This is a genomic window from Pseudoalteromonas byunsanensis (assembly GCF_001854475.1).
GTDB classification, from domain to species: domain Bacteria; phylum Pseudomonadota; class Gammaproteobacteria; order Enterobacterales; family Alteromonadaceae; genus Pseudoalteromonas; species Pseudoalteromonas byunsanensis.
Genome location: NZ_MNAN01000010.1, coordinates 14,642 through 34,739 on the forward strand (window position 1 = coordinate 14,642; position 20,098 = coordinate 34,739).

The 20,098-nt window shown below is 43.6% G+C and carries 14 protein-coding genes and 1 tRNA gene; 3 read left to right on the forward strand and 12 right to left on the reverse strand.

Going from position 1 to position 20,098, the window contains the following annotated elements; translation table 11 throughout:
• Positions 1-8 precede the first annotated feature (8 nt).
• The 12 genes from BIW53_RS01545 to deoC all read right to left on the reverse strand — a co-directional run bounded on the left by BIW53_RS01545 (position 9) and on the right by deoC (position 15,967).
• Positions 9-1,832, reverse strand: coding sequence for a hypothetical protein (locus tag BIW53_RS01545; protein WP_070989987.1), 1,824 nt, complete (start codon positions 1,830-1,832; stop codon positions 9-11).
• A gap of 462 nt (positions 1,833-2,294) precedes the next feature.
• On the reverse strand, positions 2,295-6,476 hold the full coding sequence (gene rpoC / locus BIW53_RS01550) for a DNA-directed RNA polymerase subunit beta' (protein ID WP_070989989.1): 4,182 nt from the start codon (positions 6,474-6,476) through the stop codon (positions 2,295-2,297).
• Positions 6,477-6,592: 116 nt separating this feature from the next.
• Positions 6,593-10,618, reverse strand: coding sequence for a DNA-directed RNA polymerase subunit beta (rpoB, locus tag BIW53_RS01555; RefSeq protein WP_070989991.1), 4,026 nt, complete (start codon positions 10,616-10,618; stop codon positions 6,593-6,595).
• A 266-nt stretch (positions 10,619-10,884) separates the two neighbouring features.
• Positions 10,885-11,247, reverse strand: a complete 363-nt coding sequence (gene rplL / locus BIW53_RS01560; RefSeq protein ID WP_010376226.1) for a 50S ribosomal protein L7/L12 — start codon at positions 11,245-11,247, stop codon at positions 10,885-10,887.
• Between the two features lie 71 nt (positions 11,248-11,318).
• Positions 11,319-11,813 carry a 50S ribosomal protein L10 gene (gene rplJ, locus BIW53_RS01565; RefSeq protein WP_070989993.1) on the reverse strand — a complete coding sequence of 165 codons (495 nt, stop codon included), beginning with the start codon at positions 11,811-11,813 and terminating at the stop codon, positions 11,319-11,321.
• A 337-nt stretch (positions 11,814-12,150) separates the two neighbouring features.
• Entirely contained in the window at positions 12,151-12,852 is a 702-nt protein-coding gene (rplA, locus tag BIW53_RS01570) for a 50S ribosomal protein L1 (protein WP_070989995.1), read from the reverse strand.
• Between the two features lie 5 nt (positions 12,853-12,857).
• On the reverse strand, positions 12,858-13,286 hold the full coding sequence (gene rplK / locus BIW53_RS01575; RefSeq protein ID WP_070989997.1) for a 50S ribosomal protein L11: 429 nt from the start codon (positions 13,284-13,286) through the stop codon (positions 12,858-12,860).
• Positions 13,287-13,460: 174 nt separating this feature from the next.
• A complete protein-coding gene (gene nusG / locus BIW53_RS01580; RefSeq protein ID WP_070989999.1) occupies positions 13,461-14,018 on the reverse strand; it encodes a transcription termination/antitermination protein NusG in 558 nt (185 codons plus the stop codon).
• A gap of 4 nt (positions 14,019-14,022) precedes the next feature.
• On the reverse strand, positions 14,023-14,400 hold the full coding sequence (secE, locus tag BIW53_RS01585) for a preprotein translocase subunit SecE (RefSeq protein WP_070990002.1): 378 nt from the start codon (positions 14,398-14,400) through the stop codon (positions 14,023-14,025).
• 130 nt (positions 14,401-14,530) lie between these two features.
• Positions 14,531-14,607: transfer RNA gene (locus BIW53_RS01590), tRNA-Trp, on the reverse strand.
• Positions 14,608-14,730: 123 nt separating this feature from the next.
• Positions 14,731-15,246: a hypothetical protein gene (locus tag BIW53_RS01595; RefSeq protein ID WP_070990003.1), complete on the reverse strand. Its 516-nt coding sequence runs from the start codon at positions 15,244-15,246 to the stop codon at positions 14,731-14,733.
• Positions 15,218-15,967, reverse strand: a complete 750-nt coding sequence (gene deoC / locus BIW53_RS01600; protein ID WP_070990005.1) for a deoxyribose-phosphate aldolase — start codon at positions 15,965-15,967, stop codon at positions 15,218-15,220. Before deoC ends, BIW53_RS01595 begins: the two co-directional genes overlap by 29 nt.
• 334 nt (positions 15,968-16,301) lie before the next feature.
• Between deoC and cysG the strand changes: the two genes are divergently transcribed.
• From cysG to cysN, 3 genes are read left to right on the forward strand one after another with little or no spacing between them, the layout of a single operon-like run.
• Positions 16,302-17,723, forward strand: coding sequence for a siroheme synthase CysG (gene cysG, locus BIW53_RS01605; protein WP_070990025.1), 1,422 nt, complete (start codon positions 16,302-16,304; stop codon positions 17,721-17,723).
• A 41-nt stretch (positions 17,724-17,764) separates the two neighbouring features.
• Positions 17,765-18,664, forward strand: coding sequence for a sulfate adenylyltransferase subunit CysD (gene cysD, locus BIW53_RS01610; protein WP_070990007.1), 900 nt, complete (start codon positions 17,765-17,767; stop codon positions 18,662-18,664).
• Positions 18,664-20,079, forward strand: coding sequence for a sulfate adenylyltransferase subunit CysN (gene cysN, locus BIW53_RS01615; RefSeq protein ID WP_070990008.1), 1,416 nt, complete (start codon positions 18,664-18,666; stop codon positions 20,077-20,079). Before cysD ends, cysN begins: the two co-directional genes overlap by 1 nt.
• The last annotated feature ends 19 nt before the right edge of the window (positions 20,080-20,098 follow it).

The following is a 20,098-nucleotide window of genomic DNA, read 5'->3' on the forward strand; positions in this document are numbered from 1 at the left end:
AATAGAACTTATATTTGCTCGAGGGTTGCAGTTAAAACCTGACGGCTTACGATTCCTTGCCCATCAGTTATTTTAACTACCATATTGACTTGCTGATTATTCTCAGAACATCCGTGAAATGCCGACTGTCTGATTTTTAACTGCAAATTATTCAACGGGGAGTTAATCCCCACCGCTGTGGGCAGTAGTGAATTTGTCGATGTACTGAGACCATCTATTGAAGGAAACAGCTCGGGCAAATTGACAGACATTCTTGGGATCCAGAACATTCCGTTATAATCAAAATATTCCACCTCAATTAGCAACTCATCACTGTTCATTTCTGATAAGTCAAACAATTGCCAATTGATGGTCAGAATTCGGTCTTCGTCAAACTGTCTAACATTAGCAATCACTTGACTTCTCATTGCTAACGCTTCAAGTTTTAAAATTATTTCTTCTAACTGAAACATCAGTTGTTCTGAATAATCGAGGTTAAGCATGATATCGAGTATTCTGTTGGCTTCCTCTGCTAACTGAAAACTCTCATTTTGTATTTGCGTCATCTCAGGGCTGATCTTGTTAAACTCCTTACATAACAAAATCGGTTTACTCGCGAGTGTCTCAAGCGTCACAAGACCTTGGTTGTTTGTTACATCAGCAAGTTGAGATAAATTAGCCAGTGTTTGCTGTCCCGATGAGTTCTTCGCAAGATATGCAACGTTAATTGCGGTAGCCAATCGTTCGAGATTTACATCTGTGCGTTCAGCTCGATAGTCAGATAATTTATTGCTGACAAAGCCCGCTAAATCAGGGAATCTTAGTTGCTGTGGAGGGACTAACTGATAATCTCCATCATACACATAGCCCAGCGCAGATGCCTCATTAGCCAGTGCTATCAAAGACTGTTCAAAGTAAGACAAACGATGGTCAAAGTTCGGGTAAAAAGGTGTACCCTGTGGTGCAACAATTTCGTTGAAACAAATGCCCTGCTCGCATCGTGCAAGCGAAATATCTATATGCTTATCAAGTACCACTGACTTATTGATCATGATACTTTGTAGGTCAGTTGGTAAATCCTGGAGCAGCGACACGTAGGTAGACATACGACGGTTTAAGTGTCTAACTCGACTGTTTGCTATGGTTTCCAGACTATACCTTTTTAACAGGTTCCACAGACGAACTTGTCCTGACAGGTTGTTGCTAAGCTCATCCTTTAAGCTCTGTTTTTCGCTGGCGTTGAAGTATGAAAACCTGTCTATATCAGACATCATTTGTGCAAATGTCTCATTGAGTCTTTCTTCAAGTTCAACACCTAAAGAATAGCGTCGATAAACAGCAGCATATCTAAGTGCCGTTGACTCCCGTTCAAGACGGCCTAGAAGATCTAGTCTGAAATTTTGTTTGCGAAGTTCATCACTCGCTGGCGTAAAGCCGAAATTTCCGGGAGTGTTAATATAGTCCTGATACAACTCATAATGTAGAGAAGCCTGAAAAACATTCAGCTCTGTATGTAGTGGTGTATAAGACAGTAAATCACTCACGTGAAACCATGACTGTCCACCTTCTTGCTGATAGCCTTTTGCTGTTAAACGCATATCTGCAACCACATCACATGGCAAAGATAGCTCTTTGAAACAGGTAGGTTGCGTAGCTGGGGTCGCTGCTGCGCATACATCATTACAACTGCTCTGATCGTATTCAGAGTAACAGATCTGTGGCTGAAAATGCCTGACCTGAAATTTTGCAGGGCAATTTCCACTAGAGGCCAATGCTGAGTGAGCAGTAAATGTGTTAACCAGTAAAAAAGCCACACAGAACCCAGCACGCTTATACGTAATAGCATGTGTCATTAAAAATTCCTTTTAACATTTTACCTGCTTGTACTTCCTACTTCTCAAGCTGGTTGTATAAATTTCGTACCCATATTAGAGCTTAATGTTAATGAGATCAATGGATTTTTAATAAAAAGATTTATTAGTTAATAAGTTATTATAAAAGCTTTTTAATCATGAAGTTGCGTATAAAAATATGCATTTTCTGGTCGCTACATCGCGTATTACTTGGGGCAAATAATTTGTTTCGCAAAAAAAAATTAAAAGTAATTACTTATTTTAGATTCACTTTAGAACTTTTTGACTGCTTTTTAAGCGAGTTGGAGTGAGGTCTGTTTCTTGGAGGAGTATATACTCAAAAAAATGGCTAACATTTTAATGAACAGCCTTGATAACAGACCGGCACTTGAAATATAAAAATTGAATACAAAAAAGCCGCCAATAAAGGCGGCTTTTTCAAGCATATTTATAAATGGAACCTTATTTGTTTCCACCTAGTAAATCAGCGTTAAGTGCATCAGTAAGTGCTTGAGTTGCCTCTTCAGCGCTTACAGTTTGCTCTTCAATTGGCATCTCTGCTTGCTTGCGACGGTTCATACGATCTTGGTGATACGCGAAACCTGTACCAGCAGGGATCAGACGACCAACGATTACGTTTTCTTTCAGACCACGTAACTCGTCGCTCTTACCATTTACAGCCGCTTCCGTTAGAACTCGTGTTGTTTCTTGGAACGATGCAGCCGAGATGAACGACTCAGTTGCAAGTGATGCTTTAGTAATACCCATCAGCTGAATTTCAAACTTAGCTGGGATCTTACCTTGCTTTTCAAGCTCACGGTTCGCGATGTTTACGCGAGCCACTTCTACTTGCTCACCCGCAAGGAACTCAGTGTCGCCACCATCTAGGATGATACACTTACGTAGCATCTGACGAATGATAGTCTCAATGTGCTTATCGTTAATCTTTACACCCTGTAGACGATATACTTCTTGTACTTCGTTTACGATGTAGTTAGATACGTCAGTCACACCACGTAGACGCAAGATGTCATGTGGAGACTCAGGACCATCGGCGATAACTTCACCTTTAGAAACCTGCTCACCCTCGAACACGTTAAGCTGACGCCATTTCGGGATCATCTCTTCGTATGCATCACCCTGTTCAGGTGTGATAACAAGACGTTTCTTACCTTTGGTCTCTTTACCGAAGCTAATAGTACCTGTGATCTCTGCAAGAATTGCAGGATCCTTTGGCTTACGTGCTTCGAACAAGTCCGCTACGCGCGGTAGACCACCGGTAATGTCACGTGTCTTCGAACCTTCTTGTGGAATACGCGCTAGAACCTTACCAGGTGCAGCCGTTGTGCCATCTGAAATTTCGATAGTGGTAAACGATGGTAAGCGAATTTCTTGTAAACCACGCTCTTCGTTTTCTACGATTAGCTTAGGTTCTTTCGCATTAACCTTAGACAAGTCTTTAACAACCACACGGGTTAGACCAGTCAGTTCATCCGTTTGTGCTTCAGTGTTGCTGTCATCGATGTCAGAGAAGCTGATCTTAGACTCATGTTCGATGATAATTGGGTGACTGTGCGGATCCCAAGTTGCAACAATGTCGTTACCTTTAACGTCTGCACCATCTTGAACCGTTAATACCGCACCGTAAGGTACTTTATAACGTTCTTTCTCACGACCGTGCTCATCGATGATAGTGATTTCTGTAGAGCGTGACGTAATTACTATCTTGCCATCAGTGTTCAATACATATTTTGCATTGTGCAGCTTAAGGCTACCGTTAGTCTTAACTTGTACGCTGTTCTCAGCAGATGCTCTTGACGCCGCACCACCGATGTGGAATGTACGCATCGTAAGCTGTGTACCTGGCTCACCGATTGATTGTGCAGCGATAACACCTACAGACTCACCAGCATTGATCAAGTGACCACGTGCAAGGTCACGACCGTAACACTTAGCACATACACCAAAGTCATTGTCACAAGTGATTACAGAACGTACACGTACTTCATCCACTGAGTGCTCTTCTAAAAGGTCACACAGTTTTTCATCAAGCATAATGTTACGCTCAACCAATACTTCGTTAGTACCTGGCTTCACAACATCTTCAGCAACAACACGACCTAGTACACGTTCGCGTAGCGGCTCAACAACATCACCACCTTCGATAAGCGGTTTCATTGTTAGACCATCTAATGTGCCACAATCGTCATCATTGATAACCAAGTCTTGTGCTACGTCTACTAGACGACGAGTCAAGTAACCCGAGTTCGCTGTCTTAAGTGCCGTATCGGCAAGACCCTTACGCGCACCGTGAGTTGAGATAAAGTACTGTAGTACGTTTAGACCTTCACGGAAGTTAGCCGTAATAGGTGTTTCGATGATTGAACCATCTGGACGTGCCATTAGACCACGCATACCAGCTAGCTGACGGATCTGAGCGGCACTACCACGAGCGCCCGAGTCGGCCATCATAAACACTGAGTTAAATGACGGTTGCTCTTCTTGCTCACCTTGAGCGTTGATAACGGTGTCTTTTGACAAGTTAGCCATCATCTCACGTGATAAGTTTTCATTAACACGTGACCAGATATCGATAACTTTGTTGTATTTCTCACCCGCAGTTACAAGACCAGACTGGAACTGTTGGTTGATTTCATTTACTTCTGCTTCGGCATTTTCAATGATTTCAGCTTTAATTGGTGGGATAACTAAGTCATCAATACCAATTGAAACACCAGACTTCATCGCATAGTGGAAACCGGTGTACATCACTTGGTCAGCAAATACCACCGTATCTTTTAGACCAAGACGACGGTAACACTCGTTTAATAGACCAGAAATCTGCTTCTTACCTAGTGCTTTATTGATAAGCTCAAACGGTAAACCTTCAGGTAACACAAGTGATAAAATCGCACGACCAACTGTCGTATCAATGATCTCTGTTACTTCTGAACGTTCTTTGGTTTCTTCATCAATACGCGTTTCAGTAATACGAACTTTTACGCGAGCGTGAAGCTCGGCAGCTCCTGTACGGTATGCTTTTTCTGCTTCTTTAGGATCTTTGAATACAATGCCTTCGCCTTTACCGTTAATACGGTCACGCGTCATGTAATAAAGACCTAGTACAACGTCCTGTGAAGGTACGATGATTGGCTCACCGTTCGCTGGAGATAGGATGTTGTTAGTCGACATCATCAGCGCACGCGCTTCAAGCTGTGCTTCAATCGTTAACGGTACGTGTACCGCCATTTGGTCTCCATCGAAGTCAGCGTTATAGGCCGCACACACTAGTGGGTGCAGGTGAATCGCTTTACCTTCGATAAGAACCGGTTCGAATGCTTGGATACCAAGACGGTGAAGTGTCGGTGCACGGTTAAGTAGAACCGGGTGCTCACGGATTACTTCGTCTAGTACGTCCCAAACCTCTGGTACTTCACGCTCAACCATCTTCTTAGCAGCTTTGATAGTTGTCGCCATACCACGACGCTCTAGCTTACCGTAGATAAATGGCTTGAATAGCTCAAGTGCCATTTTCTTAGGAAGACCACACTGGTGTAGCTTAAGCGTAGGACCAACCGTGATTACAGAACGGCCTGAGTAGTCAACACGCTTACCAAGAAGGTTTTGACGGAAACGACCTTGCTTACCTTTGATCATGTCCGCAAGCGACTTAAGTGGACGCTTGTTAGAACCTGTAATCGCACGACCACGACGACCGTTATCAAGTAGCGCATCAACCGCTTCTTGTAACATACGCTTTTCGTTACGTACGATAATATCTGGTGCAGCTAAGTCTAAAAGACGCTTCAAACGGTTGTTACGGTTAATAACACGACGATAAAGATCGTTCAAGTCAGACGTTGCAAAACGACCGCCATCTAGTGGTACTAATGGACGTAAATCTGGTGGAAGAACCGGAAGCACGCTCATGATCATCCACTCAGGGTTGTTACCTGATTGGTGGAAAGATTCCATTAACTTAAGACGCTTAGTGATTTTCTTACGCTTAGTCTCAGAGTTAATTGTTGGTAACTCTTCACGCATTTCAGCGATTAATTGACCAAGGTCTAGTTCACGTAGCAAATCAAGTACAGCTTCTGCACCCATCTTCGCTTCGAACTCATCACCGTGCTCTTCTAGTGCATCTAGGTATTCTTCTTCACCTAATAACTGACCACGCTCAAGCGTCGTCATACCAGGCTCTGTTACCACAAATGATTCAAAGTAAAGTACACGTTCAATATCACGCAATGTCATATCTAGCATTAAACCAATACGAGATGGTAATGATTTCAAGAACCAGATATGCGCCACAGGGCTTGCAAGCTCAATGTGACCCATACGGTCACGGCGCACTTTAGTTAACGTTACTTCAACGCCACATTTTTCACAGATCACACCACGGTGTTTTAAGCGCTTATATTTACCACATAAACACTCATAATCTTTCACTGGGCCGAAAATACGGGCACAGAATAAGCCATCACGCTCAGGCTTGAAAGTACGGTAGTTGATTGTCTCAGGTTTCTTTACCTCACCGTAAGACCATGAACGCACCATGTCTGGTGAAGCAAGACCAATGCGAATTGCATCAAATTCTTCGGTCTTATTTTGTTGCTTCAGAAACTTAAGTAAGTCTTTCACCTTAGCTCTCCTGTCGGAGGTTAATCTTGAGGACAAGCATTGCTTGCCCCTTCATTCTTTCAGTCCGGCTACCCACTGGGAGGGTAACTGCCGCAGTTTTAGCTGCGGCGGTCGGATTAATTTTCTTCCAACTCGATGTTGATACCCAGTGAGCGGATTTCTTTGAGCAATACGTTGAATGACTCTGGCATACCCGGTTCCATCTTGTGGTTACCGTCAACGATGTTCTTATACATCTTAGTACGACCATTTACGTCATCCGACTTAACTGTCAACATTTCCTGTAGTGTATAGGCAGCACCGTATGCTTCTAATGCCCATACCTCCATCTCACCGAAACGCTGTCCACCGAACTGTGCTTTACCACCCAGCGGCTGCTGAGTAACTAAGCTGTAAGAACCTGTTGAACGTGCGTGCATCTTGTCATCAACCAAGTGGTTAAGTTTCAACATGTACATATAGCCAACAGTTACTTGACGTTCAAACGCATCACCAGTACGACCATCGTAAAGTGTTACCTGACCGCTTGATGGATAACCACCTAGCTCAAGTAGCTCTTTGATTTCGCTTTCTTTCGCGCCGTCAAATGCTGGAGTTGCAATTGGTAAACCGCCTTTTAGGTTTTCAGCTAAGCGACGAACTTCATCATCAGAGAAACTATCAATATCTACTTTCTGACGACAATCACCCACTTCATACGCTTTCTTAATGAAATCACGTAATTCTGCAAGCTCACGCTGTTCTTTCATCATCTCTTCGATGCGCTCACCGATACCACGTGCAGCTAGACCCATATGAGTTTCAAGGATCTGACCGATGTTCATACGCGATGGTACACCCAACGGGTTCAATACGATGTCTACAGTACGACCTTTCTCATCGTATGGCATGTCTTCAACTGGCACGATAGTAGAGATTACACCCTTGTTACCGTGACGACCCGCCATCTTATCACCAGGCTGGATACGACGTTTTACCGCTAGGTAAACTTTAACGATCTTCAATACACCCGGCGCTAAGTCATCACCTTGGGTGATCTTGCGACGTTTGTTTTCGAACTTCTTGTCGTACTCGGCTTTAAGCTCATCGTACTGTGCAGCTAATTGCTCAAGCTCTGATTGCTGCTGTTCATCTGCAAGACTTTGCGTTAGCAACTTGTCAGTTGAAAGACCTGCGATACGGCTTTCATCGAAGCCTGCTTTAACAAGTAGATTGCGCGCACGTGTTAGAACACCACCTTCAAGGATCTTGAACTCTTCATTGAAGTCTTTTTTCGCTTCACGAAGCTGCATGTCTTCAACTTCAAGCGCACGCTTATCTTTTTCAACACCATCTCGAGTAAATACTTGTACGTCAATAACAGTACCCGTTACAGAGTTTGGAACACGTAGCGAGCTGTCTTTAACGTCTGATGCTTTTTCACCGAAGATAGCACGTAGCAGCTTTTCTTCAGGAGTTAATTGCGTTTCACCTTTAGGTGTTACTTTGCCTACTAGGATATCGCCGCCTTTAACTTCAGCACCGATGTATACAACACCTGATTCATCAAGTTTACCAAGCGCTGATTCACCAACGTTTGGAATATCCGCGGTGATCTCTTCTGGACCTAACTTAGTATCACGAGCGATACACTGTAGCTCTTGAATGTGAATCGTGGTTAGACGATCTTCTTCAACTACGCGCTCAGATAGCAAGATCGAGTCTTCGAAGTTGTAACCATTCCAAGGCATGAATGCCACGCGTAAGTTTTGACCAAGTGCTAAGTCACCTAAATCTGTAGATGGACCATCAGCTAGTACATCACCACGTACAACCGGCTCTCCAACCATACAAGTTGGTTTCTGGTTGATACAGGTGTTTTGGTTTGAACGTGTGTATTTAGTTAGATTGTAAATGTCGATACCCGCTTCACCCGGAATACGCTCTTCTTCATTTACGTTAACTACGATACGGCTTGCATCAGCGTATTTAACTACACCGCCACGCTTAGCAACGATAGTTACACCAGAGTCTTTTGCAAGTGTTAATTCAATACCAGTACCAACTAGCGGCTTGTCTGCTTTCAACGTCGGAACAGCCTGACGTTGCATGTTCGATCCCATGAGTGCACGGTTCGCGTCATCGTGCTCTAGGAATGGAATAAGTGCCGCTGCCACAGAGATAACCTGCTGTGGAGATACGTCCATATATTGGATGTCAGAACGACCCATAAATGTCGATTCACCTTTGTGACGACATGGGATCTGCTCATCAATAAATTCATTGTTCTCGTCTAAGTTCGAGTTTGCCTGCGCAATTACGAACTGACCTTCTTCGATAGCCGATAAGTAATCAACTTCGTCAGTTACAACACCATCTGCTACTTTACGGTATGGAGTTTCTAAGAAACCATAGTCGTTAGTACGTGCATATGTAGACAATGAGTTGATCAGACCGATGTTCGGACCTTCAGGCGTTTCGATTGGACATACGCGACCATAGTGCGTTACGTGTACGTCACGTACTTCAAAGCCTGCACGTTCACGTGTCAAACCACCCGGACCTAACGCAGAAATACGACGTTTGTGCGTTACTTCAGATAATGGGTTGTTTTGGTCCATGAACTGAGATAGCTGTGAAGAACCGAAGAATTCTTTTACTGCCGCTGAAATAGGCTTAGCATTGATTAAGTCCTGTGGCATAACAGCATCAAGATCACCAAGACTTAGGCGCTCACGCACTGCACGCTCAACACGTACTAGACCAACACGGAATTGGTTTTCTGCCATTTCACCAACAGAACGAATACGACGGTTGCCTAAGTGGTCGATATCATCCACTTCGCCTTTACCGTTACGAATGTCGATCAATACGCGCATTACCGCAACGATGTCTTCTTTGCTTAATGTACCTGGGCCTGTGTCCGTGTCATAACCTACACGGCTGTTAAACTTCATACGACCAACAGTTGACAAATCATAACGCTCTTCAGAGAAGAACAAATTGTCAAATAGGGCTTCCGCCGCTTCTTTTGTTGGTGGCTCACCAGGGCGCATCATGCGATAGATTTCAACCAAAGCTTCCAAACGGTTGCTAGTTGAGTCGATACGCACTGTATCCGACATGTAGGCACCACTATCAACGTCGTTGATATACAATGTTGCGATGCGAGTGTGACCTGCTTTAACAAGCTCAGCCATTAGCTCAAGCGATAACTCATCGTTAGCATTAGCGATAACTTCGCCAGATGACTCGTCGATGTAGTCCTTTGCAACAACACGACCAATGATATATTCGTGTGGTACCTCTAACTGACTAACTTCTTTCTTTTCTAGTGTTTTAATGTGGCGCGCGGTAATACGGCGACCAGATTCAATCACTACTTCACCGTCAGCATCTTTAATATCAAAAGCAGCAGTTTCACCACGTAGGCGTGATGGTACAAGCTCCATTAGCACTTTACCGTTGGTTACTTCGAACGTTGTTGTTTCGAAGAACAAGCTTAGGATCTCTTCTGTAGAGAACTCAAGCGCACGTAAAATGATTGATGCTGGTAGTTTACGACGGCGGTCAATACGAACGTAAAGGTTATCTTTTACGTCGAATTCAAAATCTAACCATGAACCACGGTAAGGGATAACGCGAGCGTTATATAGCACTTTACCTGACGAGTGCGACTTACCACGGTCGTTATCAAAGAATACACCAGGTGAACGGTGTAGCTGAGAAACGATAACACGCTCTGTTCCATTGATAACAAAAGTACCGGTGTCAGTCATGAGCGGGATTTCGCCCATGTAAACTTCTTGCTCTTTAATGTCTTTAACTGTGCCTGGTGCGTCTTTATCCATTAACACAAGACGTAATTTAACGCGAAGTGGAGCAGAATAAGTCACGCCGCGAATTTGACATTCTTTTACATCGAATACTGGCTCACCAATACGATAACTTACGTATTGTAGCTCAGAATTTCCCGAGTAGCTTTTGATCGGAAACACAGAACGGAAAGCAGCTTCCAAACCGTGGTCGCCATCAGCGTCCGGATTCAAGAATTTTTTGAACGATTCCAACTGCGTCGACAGTAAGAAAGGTATGTCCAAAACTTGTGGACGTTTACCAAAATCCTTACGGATACGTTTCTTTTCAGAATAAGAGTAAGCCATGGGGTTCCTCAGCTTGCTGATCTTTGACCCAACCTGTTCTTGTAAGAACAGACTTAACTGGCATTCAAGCCATGATAACAACATCTAATTGTTGTACTAAATGCCATTGATATTAACAAAAACATGTAAGTCATTGAAAATACCATTGAAATTTAGAATTTTATTGCGCGATAGAAAGCATCTCGCTATAGCGCAAAAGGGCCGGTGATTAAATAATCACCAGCCCTTGCCTGATTTCTCAGGCAGCGAACCTAGCGTCAGCTAGATTACTTGATCTCAACTTGAGCACCAGCTTCTTCAAGATCTTTCTTAAGTGCTTCAGCTTCTTCCTTAGATACACCTTCTTTGATAGGTGCAGGAGCAGACTCTACTAGAGCCTTAGCTTCTTTAAGGCCTAGACCTGTAGCGCCACGTACCGCTTTGATTGCAGCAACTTTGTTACCGCCAGCAGCAGCTAGGATTACGTCGAACTCAGTCTTTTCTTCAGCAGCTTCAGCAGGACCCGCAGCAACAACAGCAGCAGCTGCAGTTACACCGAATTTTTCTTCCATTGCTTCTACTAGTTCAACAACTTCCATTACTGACATTTCAGCAATAGCGTCAAGGATTTGGTCTTTAGTTACAGACATTTCAAATTTCCTAATTATTCACGAACCCATGTGGTTCAAAAAATTTATTAAAGAAAGGAGCGAGGCTTAAATTAAGCAGCTTGCTCAGCTTTCTGTACACGTACCGCTTCAATTGTTTTACACAATTTGCCAGCAGACGCTTCTTTCATAGCGCTCATTAAGCGTGCAACAGCTTCGTCGTAAGTAGGTAGCTTAGCAAGCATAGCTACGTCTACAACTTTACCTTCGAATGCAGCAGTTTTAAGCTCGAATGCTTCGTTCTTTTTCGCGAAATCTGAGAAGATACGCGCAGCAGCACCTGGGTGCTCTGAAGAGAAAGCGATAAGGCTTGGACCAACTAGTGATTCGTTAAGGCATTCGTAATCAGTGCCTTCAACAGCACGTTTAGCTAGGGTGTTACGAACAACTTTCATCCATACACCAGCTTCACGAGCTTCTTTACGAAGAGCAGTGATTGCACCTACTGTTACACCACGAGAATCAGCAACAACTGCTGAAAGAGCACCTTTGGCAGCTTCGTTGACTTCAGCAACAATTGCTTTTTTGTCTTGAAGATTTAAAGCCATGGGTGTTACTCCTGGTTTATAGAAAAACAAAGATTTGTTTTTCAGTTCTACTCTACCCTGCTAAAAACTTTAGCAGAGATGCTTTTTACGGCGAGAGCCAGAAGATTAGGAAAAATCTAGCTGGGATTCACACCGTCTACGTAGGACGATTAAGGCCAAGGCCACCTACGGTCTTGGACGGAAGCGTAATTTATCGCGTTACTTAAAAAGTGTTGCGAAATTATACGCTTCAACCCGAATTCTTTGTTTGTTGATTATATTCAAATGAATTTATCAACAAAATGGCGCAAAATTATAGTTCAAAAATTACGCCATGTAAATGCTAATCTCTAATTAATTATACTTGCGTATTTAGAGTAGCTTGGTCAACAGCAACACCTGCGCCCATAGTTGTTGAGATGCTTACTTTTTTCAAGTAAGTACCTTTTGCTTGAGAAGGCTTAGCTTTCTTAAGCGCAACAAGTAGAGATTCAAGGTTTTGTTGCAACTGCTCAGCAGTGAAATCCACTTTACCGATAGTAGTGTGGATGATACCGTTCTTATCGTTACGGTAGCGAACCTGACCAGCTTTAGCATTTTTAACTGCTTCTGCAACGTTAGGCGTTACAGTACCAGTTTTAGGGTTTGGCATAAGACCACGTGGACCTAGGATTTGACCTAGTTGACCAACAACGCGCATTGCATCAGGAGAAGCAACAACAACGTCAAAGTTCATTTCGCCTTTCTTAACTTGCTCAGCAAGGTCTTCCATACCAACTAAATCAGCACCAGCTTCTTTAGCAGCATCAGCGTTAGCACCTTGAGTGAACACAGCTACGCGAACGTCACGACCAGTACCGTGTGGTAGTACAGTAGCACCACGTACGTTTTGGTCTGATTTACGTGCATCGATACCAAGGTTAACAGCAACGTCAACACTTTCAACGAATTTAGCTGTTGCTAATTCTTTAAGTAATGCAACTGCTTCATTGATTTCGTAATCTTTAGTAACATCCACTTTTTCGCGGATAGTACGCATACGTTTAGTAAGTTTAGCCATTTCTATTAACCCTCTACGTTCAAGCCCATTGCACGTGCAGAACCTGCAATCGTGCGAACCGCAGCTTCCATGTCAGCCGCTGTTAAATCTGGACGTTTAGTCTCAACGATCTCTTCAAGTTGAGCACGTGTAACAGTACCCACTTTCTCAGTGTTAGGACGACCAGAACCAGACTTGATGCCTGCAGCCTTCTTAAGAAGGTAAGATGCAGGAGGAGTCTTCATTTCGAACGTGAAAGAACGATCGCTGTATACAGAAATTACTACAGGAACAGGTGCGCCTTTCTCGATAGACTCTGTACGTGCGTTGAACGCTTTACAGAATTCCATGATGTTTACACCGTGTTGACCTAGTGCAGGACCTACTGGAGGACTAGGGTTAGCCATACCAGCAGCAACTTGTAGCTTGATTAGAGCTTCAACTTTTTTAGCCATGATAATACCTCATTAGGTGGGTCTTAGCCTTGTGCGCGCGAGGACGCGTACTCAAACGGCTTCCCAATTAAAAAAAACTTTTTGATATTATTAAGGTTTAACACCCTAACATACAAAAAGGCCGCTGATTATAAGTTAACCAGCGGCCTTTTTCAATAGCTCGTAGGAGAAAGATTACTTATCTTTTTCCACTTGGCCGAATTCAAGATCAACAGGTGTCGAACGACCGAAGATAAGTACTGAAACTTTCAGGCGACTCTTCTCGTAATCAACCTCTTCAACCACACCGTTGAAATCTGCAAATGGACCATCAGTAACACGAACTACTTCACCTGGCTCAAATAATGTCGCAGGTTTCGGTGCTTCAGCATTTTCTTGCAGACGGTTTAAGATACGGTCTGCTTCTTTTTGGCTGATCGGTGCAGGTCTATCTGACGTACCGCCAACAAAGCCCATTACTCGTGGTGTGCTGTTTACCAAGTGCCATGAAGCATCGTTCATGACCATTTCAACTAACACGTAGCCTGGGAAGAATTTACGTTCAGACTTACGCTTTTGGCCCGCTCGCATTTCAACAACTTCTTCAGTTGGTACAAGCACCTCGCCAAAATACTCTTCCAAACCTTCAATTTTGATATGCTCAATGATGGTTTGCGCTACGCGCTTTTCAAAACCTGAAAACGCCTGAATTACGTACCAACGTAATTTCTTTTCTTTGTTCTCATCCGACATGGGATCAGATCTCCAATCCAGTTAAAAAGCCAACAACTCGGAATAAAATGCCGTCCAATCCCCAAAGGATCAACGCCATTACTACAGTCGCAGCCATTACGATAAGTGTAGTATGAGTCGTTTCTTGACGCGTAGGCCAAACAACTTTACGTACTTCAATGCGAGACTCTTTTGCAAAAGCAATAAAAGTACGCCCTTTCTCAGTGGTAACTGCAACACCCAAACCTGCTGCTACCGCTGCAACCACACCTACCGCACGTACCAATACAGACATATCTGCATAAAGATAGTTGCCAACTACCGCACCCATAAGTAGCGTGATTGCAATTAGCCATTTTACCATGTCCATCGAGCTTGACGGGCTTTCAACATTAGTGCTCATAATCAATTTTACCTTAAATACAGACACAACAACCCTGCATATAACAGGGTAAATCCATTAAATCCAAATGTACAAATAAGCGCTCAAGACTGAAAACACATTATTTTAGATTTAGACTCAAGTTTTGAATTGGCAGGGGCGGCAGGACTCGAACCCGCAACCATCGGTTTTGGAGACCGCTGTTCTACCAATTGGAACTACGCCCCTGCAAAGTGGATGCCCATTATACTTACGAACAATTTGAAAACAAGAGTAAAAGATGTGCAAACACAAATAATCCACGCAACCGCCATCAATACAACGGTTTAGATGGGTTTGAATGGTGCAAATTCAAGTGTCTAATCGAATTAAATCGGGGTTATAAAAGTCAGTCAACAACCAGATCTGCTCAAAGGCATGATTGCTGGGATAGTCAAGATGACCAACCACAGCAACAAAATCCGAGTGGTGCCACAACGTACTAGCATTACGTATTAATAGCCAAGTACGCTTGGAATGGTAGCGTTTATAGGCTTTTTGATTTAATAAGCGTCCGAGTGCAAAACGCAAACGTTGCTCTGTAGGGGCCTGCGCCATGGCGGCTAACTCGCGTTGAGTTTCCAGCGACAATGGCCTGCCAAGTACCGCCATCGCTTCTTTTTCACTGCCATAGAGATGTGCTACTTCAATATCAAGACGTTCATCACCTTGATAACAACTAATGTCCGGCATATTTGGCTCATTGTGCCAGATATGCCGCATGGGCGTGCCATATTGTTGTTCATAACAACGCAGAAATAGCTTAGCTGCATCATGCTCCAACTTTAGCTTTTCTAAATCACTTTCCCGAACTAGAGATTGTTTCATGTATATCCGCTAATAAGCTTGAGGCACCAAAGCGAAAATGATCCGCATTTACCCACTGGCTCCCCATGATTTCTTCGGCGAGACGTAGATACTCTGCTGCTTGCAGCACAGTTTTAACGCCTCCTGCGGCTTTAAAGCTTACGTCTTTACCAGAGCGCTTTATAAACTTCAGTATAGTGCGTGTTGCATCTAGTGTGGCATTTACATTCACTTTTCCGGTACTAGTTTTAATAAAATCGGCGCCAGCGAGAATGGCAACTTCACATGCTTGCGTGATCAAGGCCTCTGTTTCTAACACGCCACTTTCTATAATCACCTTGAGCTTTGCTCGACCCTCACACAGAGTTTTGCTGGAGTTGACATATTGCCAAGGCGTATCCGGGTCGCCCGCTATTAGTTGCTGATAAGGCAATACTAGGTCGATTTCATCTGCACCGTCTTCCAAGGCTTGCTCTGTTTGCGCCAATACACGCTTCAATGTTTGTTTACCATCCGCAAAGTTGGTTACCGTCGCTACTTTGACTTGCATTAAGCCTCGTTCAGCGAGTAAACGTTTAGCCAGCGCGACAAATTGGGGATAAACACATACCGCCGCGGGCACACCAAACTTAGGGTTGATACTACTAATTAATGCAGCAATAGCATGTTCGTCATCGCTATCGTTCAATGATGTTAAGTCCATTAAGCTTAATGCCATTTCAGCATCTTCATGCAATGCCATAATTCTATTCCAGTAAGTTCAACATTTTTGGCTTAGTAAAAAGCATCCTCAGCGAACACCATAGGACATATGTCCGCAAAAACAAAGACCCATAACAATGTCATGCTGAATAACTCATAACCAAACACTATAAGCTGTCTGCCACAGAAAAAATAAACGCGCAAAGTGCTGTAAATAAAGGCTTAAGCCTTTTTTAAAGGTCGCATATAACTTATAGTTATATAAACTAGGTTTTAATTATTTTTTACTCTGTTAGGAGCACTATATTCTGCTTCCGTATTCACCACTTTGCGTGCATCGTGGTTGCGTTATTTATGTGCTTGTGGAGCAAACTGTGCAGTATTTACCTATATTCACCAAACTTGATAACAAGCCGGTACTCATCGTCGGTGGCGGTGAAGTAGCGCTTAGAAAATGCCGTGCATTAATAAAGGCGCGCGCCGAAGTCACGCTGGTCGCCCCCAGTTTCTGTGACGAACTTCATGAGCATGCCAATGAAGGTCAAGTCATTCTTGTTAGCGAGCATTTCAGCGCATCTCATTTAGATGGAAAAATGTTAGTTATTGCAGCCACAGACAACGACTCTGTAAATAACACTGTTTTTGAATTAGCTAATGCACGCAATGTATTCGTTAACGTTGTGGATGATCAACCTAAATGCACCTTCATTTTCCCTTCTATCGTTGATAGAGACCCAATAACTATTGCGATTTCAAGCGCAGGAACAGCCCCTGTATTAGCTCGTCGACTAAGAGAGAAATTGGAAACTTTGATCCCTCAGCATATTGGCCCTTTGGCTAGGTTGGTGGGTGATTTTCGTGCTCAAGTTAAGAAACGATTTAAACATTTTGCAGACAGACGCCAATTTTGGGAGCGCGTTTTCGACTCAAGCGTGGTCAGTAAAGTTCAAACAGGTGATACCGAAGCGGCTGTGCAACAACTACATGGTATGCTTAATGCAACGCCTACTCCAGAGGGAGAAGTTTATGTTGTTGGGGCGGGTCCGGGCGATCCTGAGTTACTAACTTTAAAAGCATTGCAATTAATGCAACAAGCGGATGTTGTGGTTTATGACTACTTAGTTTCTGATGAAATTATGGACTTAGTTCGCCGCGATGCCGATTTAATCTGTGTAGGTAAGCGTCTTGGTAACCATAGCGTTAAGCAAGAAGACACGAACCAAATGCTGGTTGATTTAGCGAAGCAAGGCAAAAAAGTTTGTCGTATAAAAGGCGGCGATCCGTTTATATATGGCCGAGGGGGTGAAGAGGTACAGGTATTGGCTGAAAATCAAATTAAGTACCAAATAGTACCTGGGATCACCGCAGCTGCAGGATGTAGTGCCTATGCGGGTATTCCACTGACGCACAGAGATCATGCTCAAGCAATTCAGTTTGTCACTGGTCATTGCAAAAAAGATGGACAAGAACTGGACTGGCAATCACTTGCCAAACCCAACCAAACTTTAGCGATTTATATGGGTGTTATTAAGTCCCCGCATATTCAAGCACAACTGCTCAAATATGGACGAGATGGTAAAACACCTGTTGCGATTATTGAGAATGGCACCCGTAAAGAACAAAGGGTGGTAAGAACGCAGCTAAGTCAATTAGCCGCACAAATAGAAACACACAAAATTGTATCGCCAGCGTTACTTATTGTTGGTGAAGTTGCGGCGCTGCATGAGCAACTTGCTTGGTTTGGTAAAACAACACAAGTAAGCAGCTTCGCTCAGCCACTCACAGATGTGGCATAAACAGTTTATTTATATTTAATTTTTGATGTAGGACGACGACCATGGCTTTAACACACCTTCAGCAACTTGAAGCTGAGAGTATAAAGATTATTCGCGAAGTCGCTGCGGAGTTTGAAAACCCAGTCATGCTTTACTCAATTGGTAAAGACTCTTCGGTACTTCTTCATTTGGCGCGAAAGGCTTTCTTTCCTGCCAAAATCCCTTTTCCATTATTACATGTTGATACCGACTGGAAATTTCGCGAAATGATCGAGTTTCGTGACCGTATCGCCAAAGAATATGGCTTTGATTTGTTGGTACACAAAAATCCAGAAGGGATTGCCATGGGAATTGGGCCTTTTTCACATGGCTCCGCAAAACATACCGATGTTATGAAAACGCAGGGTTTAAAACAAGCTCTAGACAAATATGGCTTTGATGCCGCATTTGGCGGTGCCCGTCGAGATGAAGAGAAATCACGTGCGAAAGAACGTGTTTACTCATTCCGTGATAAACATCACCGCTGGGACCCCAAAAACCAGCGCCCTGAGTTATGGAACACTTATAACAGCCAAGTCAATCCAGGTGAAAGCATCCGTGTTTTCCCGCTATCTAACTGGACTGAGTTAGATATCTGGCAATACATCTATCAGGAAAATATTGAAATGGTCCCTCTTTACCTTGCCAAAGAGAGACCCGTTGTTGAGCGCAATGGTACATTAATCATGGTAGATGACGATCGCATGCCTTTAGAAGAAGGCGAAGTGCCGCAAATGAAATCTGTGCGCTTCCGCACTTTGGGCTGCTACCCATTAACAGGTGCAGTGGAGTCTACTGCGAGTACATTAACCGAGATTATCGAAGAAATGTTGCTATCAACATCATCTGAGCGAGAAGGTCGTGTCATTGACCATGACTCAGCTGGGTCAATGGAGAAGAAAAAACGTGAGGGGTACTTCTAATGTCAACTGCCAATGAAGTAAAAGAATTAGGTATTGAAGCTTATCTTGCTCGTCAGCAAGACAAGAGCCTACTACGTATGATGACTTGCGGCAGTGTAGACGACGGTAAATCTACTTTGATTGGTCGCTTGCTGCACGACAGTCACCAAATATATGAAGACCAGCTTGCTGCACTGCACAAAGACAATGAAAAAGTAGGCAACGCAGGTGAAGAACTTGACTTAGCGTTGCTTGTAGATGGCCTACAAGCAGAGCGTGAGCAAGGGATCACCATTGATGTTGCATATCGTTATTTCTCAACGGCTAAGCGCAAGTTTATCATTGCTGACACTCCTGGACATGAACAATACACTCGTAATATGGTAACCGGTGCCTCTACCAGTGACTTAGCTATCATTCTGGTCGATGCTCGATATGGTGTGCAAATCCAAACTAAGCGACACAGCTTTATCTGTGATTCTCTTGGTATCAAACAGTTTGTAGTTGCCGTGAACAAAATGGATATCTGTAACTTTGATGAAGCCGTGTTTAACCGTATCAAAGAACAGTATCTTGAGTTTGCAAAGCAGCTAAATGTGACTGACATCAAGTTCGTGCCTATGTCTGCTTTGAAAGGTGACAATGTGGTGACACGTTCTGAGCACACACCATATTACAAAGACAAACCTTTATTGGAGTTATTAGAAGATTCTCCGGCCGCCCTTGCGAACACAGAGTTCGAAGCACGCTTCCCTGTGCAGTATGTAGTGCGCCCGAACTTGGATTTTCGCGGTTTTCAGGGCACTCTAACGTCGGGGTCACTAGCAGTAGGCCAAGCAGTAAAAGTATTGCCTTCTGGTAAGCGTTCAAGCATTAAAGAGCTGGTGACATTCGATGGCAACCTAGAGCGTGCTGAAACAGGTCAGGCATTTACCATCACACTTAACGATGAAGTCGACGTAAGTCGCGGCGACGTGATTGTGCCAGCAGAATCTAACGCTGAGGTTACTAATCTGATTCAGGCTAAACTAGTTTGGATGCATGAGTCACCATTGGCAATTGGGAAAAGCTATAACTTCAAGCTTGGTAGTAAGAATACTTCGGCTATTGTTAAGCATATCGATCACACAATTGATGTAAATACGTTGGAAAAGGGCCAGGCTGACACCTTACAATTGAACGAAATTGCCATCGTGACGCTGGAACTCACAGAAAGCATTCTGGCCGATGTGTATCGCAATAACCGCGAAACAGGCGCGTTTATATTAATCGACCGACTAAGTAATTTGACGGTTGGTGCAGGTATGATTGAGAACCTATTGGCTGCACAAAGTGTGTCAAATTCACAGTTTAGTGAATTTGAAATTGAGCTTAACGCTTTAGTACGCAAGCACTTCCCACACTGGCAAGCGCTTGATATTAGTAAGCTTAAGTAATGGCCCTACGCCTGTTAAT

Coding starts and splice junctions, on each gene's coding strand:
- rplL (WP_010376226.1), bottom strand. CDS start 11,247: ATGTCTGTAACTAAAGACCAAATCCTTGACGCTATTGCTGAAATGTCA.
- nusG (WP_070989999.1), bottom strand. CDS start 14,018: ATGTCGGATGAGAACAAAGAAAAGAAATTACGTTGGTACGTAATTCAG.
- rplK (WP_070989997.1), bottom strand. CDS start 13,286: ATGGCTAAAAAAGTTGAAGCTCTAATCAAGCTACAAGTTGCTGCTGGT.
- BIW53_RS01595 (WP_070990003.1), bottom strand. CDS start 15,246: ATGAAACAATCTCTAGTTCGGGAAAGTGATTTAGAAAAGCTAAAGTTG.
- cysD (WP_070990007.1), top strand. CDS start 17,765: ATGGCTTTAACACACCTTCAGCAACTTGAAGCTGAGAGTATAAAGATT.
- cysN (WP_070990008.1), top strand. CDS start 18,664: ATGTCAACTGCCAATGAAGTAAAAGAATTAGGTATTGAAGCTTATCTT.
- rplA (WP_070989995.1), bottom strand. CDS start 12,852: ATGGCTAAACTTACTAAACGTATGCGTACTATCCGCGAAAAAGTGGAT.
- deoC (WP_070990005.1), bottom strand. CDS start 15,967: ATGGCATTGCATGAAGATGCTGAAATGGCATTAAGCTTAATGGACTTA.
- rpoB (WP_070989991.1), bottom strand. CDS start 10,618: ATGGCTTACTCTTATTCTGAAAAGAAACGTATCCGTAAGGATTTTGGT.
- BIW53_RS01545 (WP_070989987.1), bottom strand. CDS start 1,832: ATGACACATGCTATTACGTATAAGCGTGCTGGGTTCTGTGTGGCTTTT.
- secE (WP_070990002.1), bottom strand. CDS start 14,400: ATGAGCACTAATGTTGAAAGCCCGTCAAGCTCGATGGACATGGTAAAA.
- rplJ (WP_070989993.1), bottom strand. CDS start 11,813: ATGGCTTTAAATCTTCAAGACAAAAAAGCAATTGTTGCTGAAGTCAAC.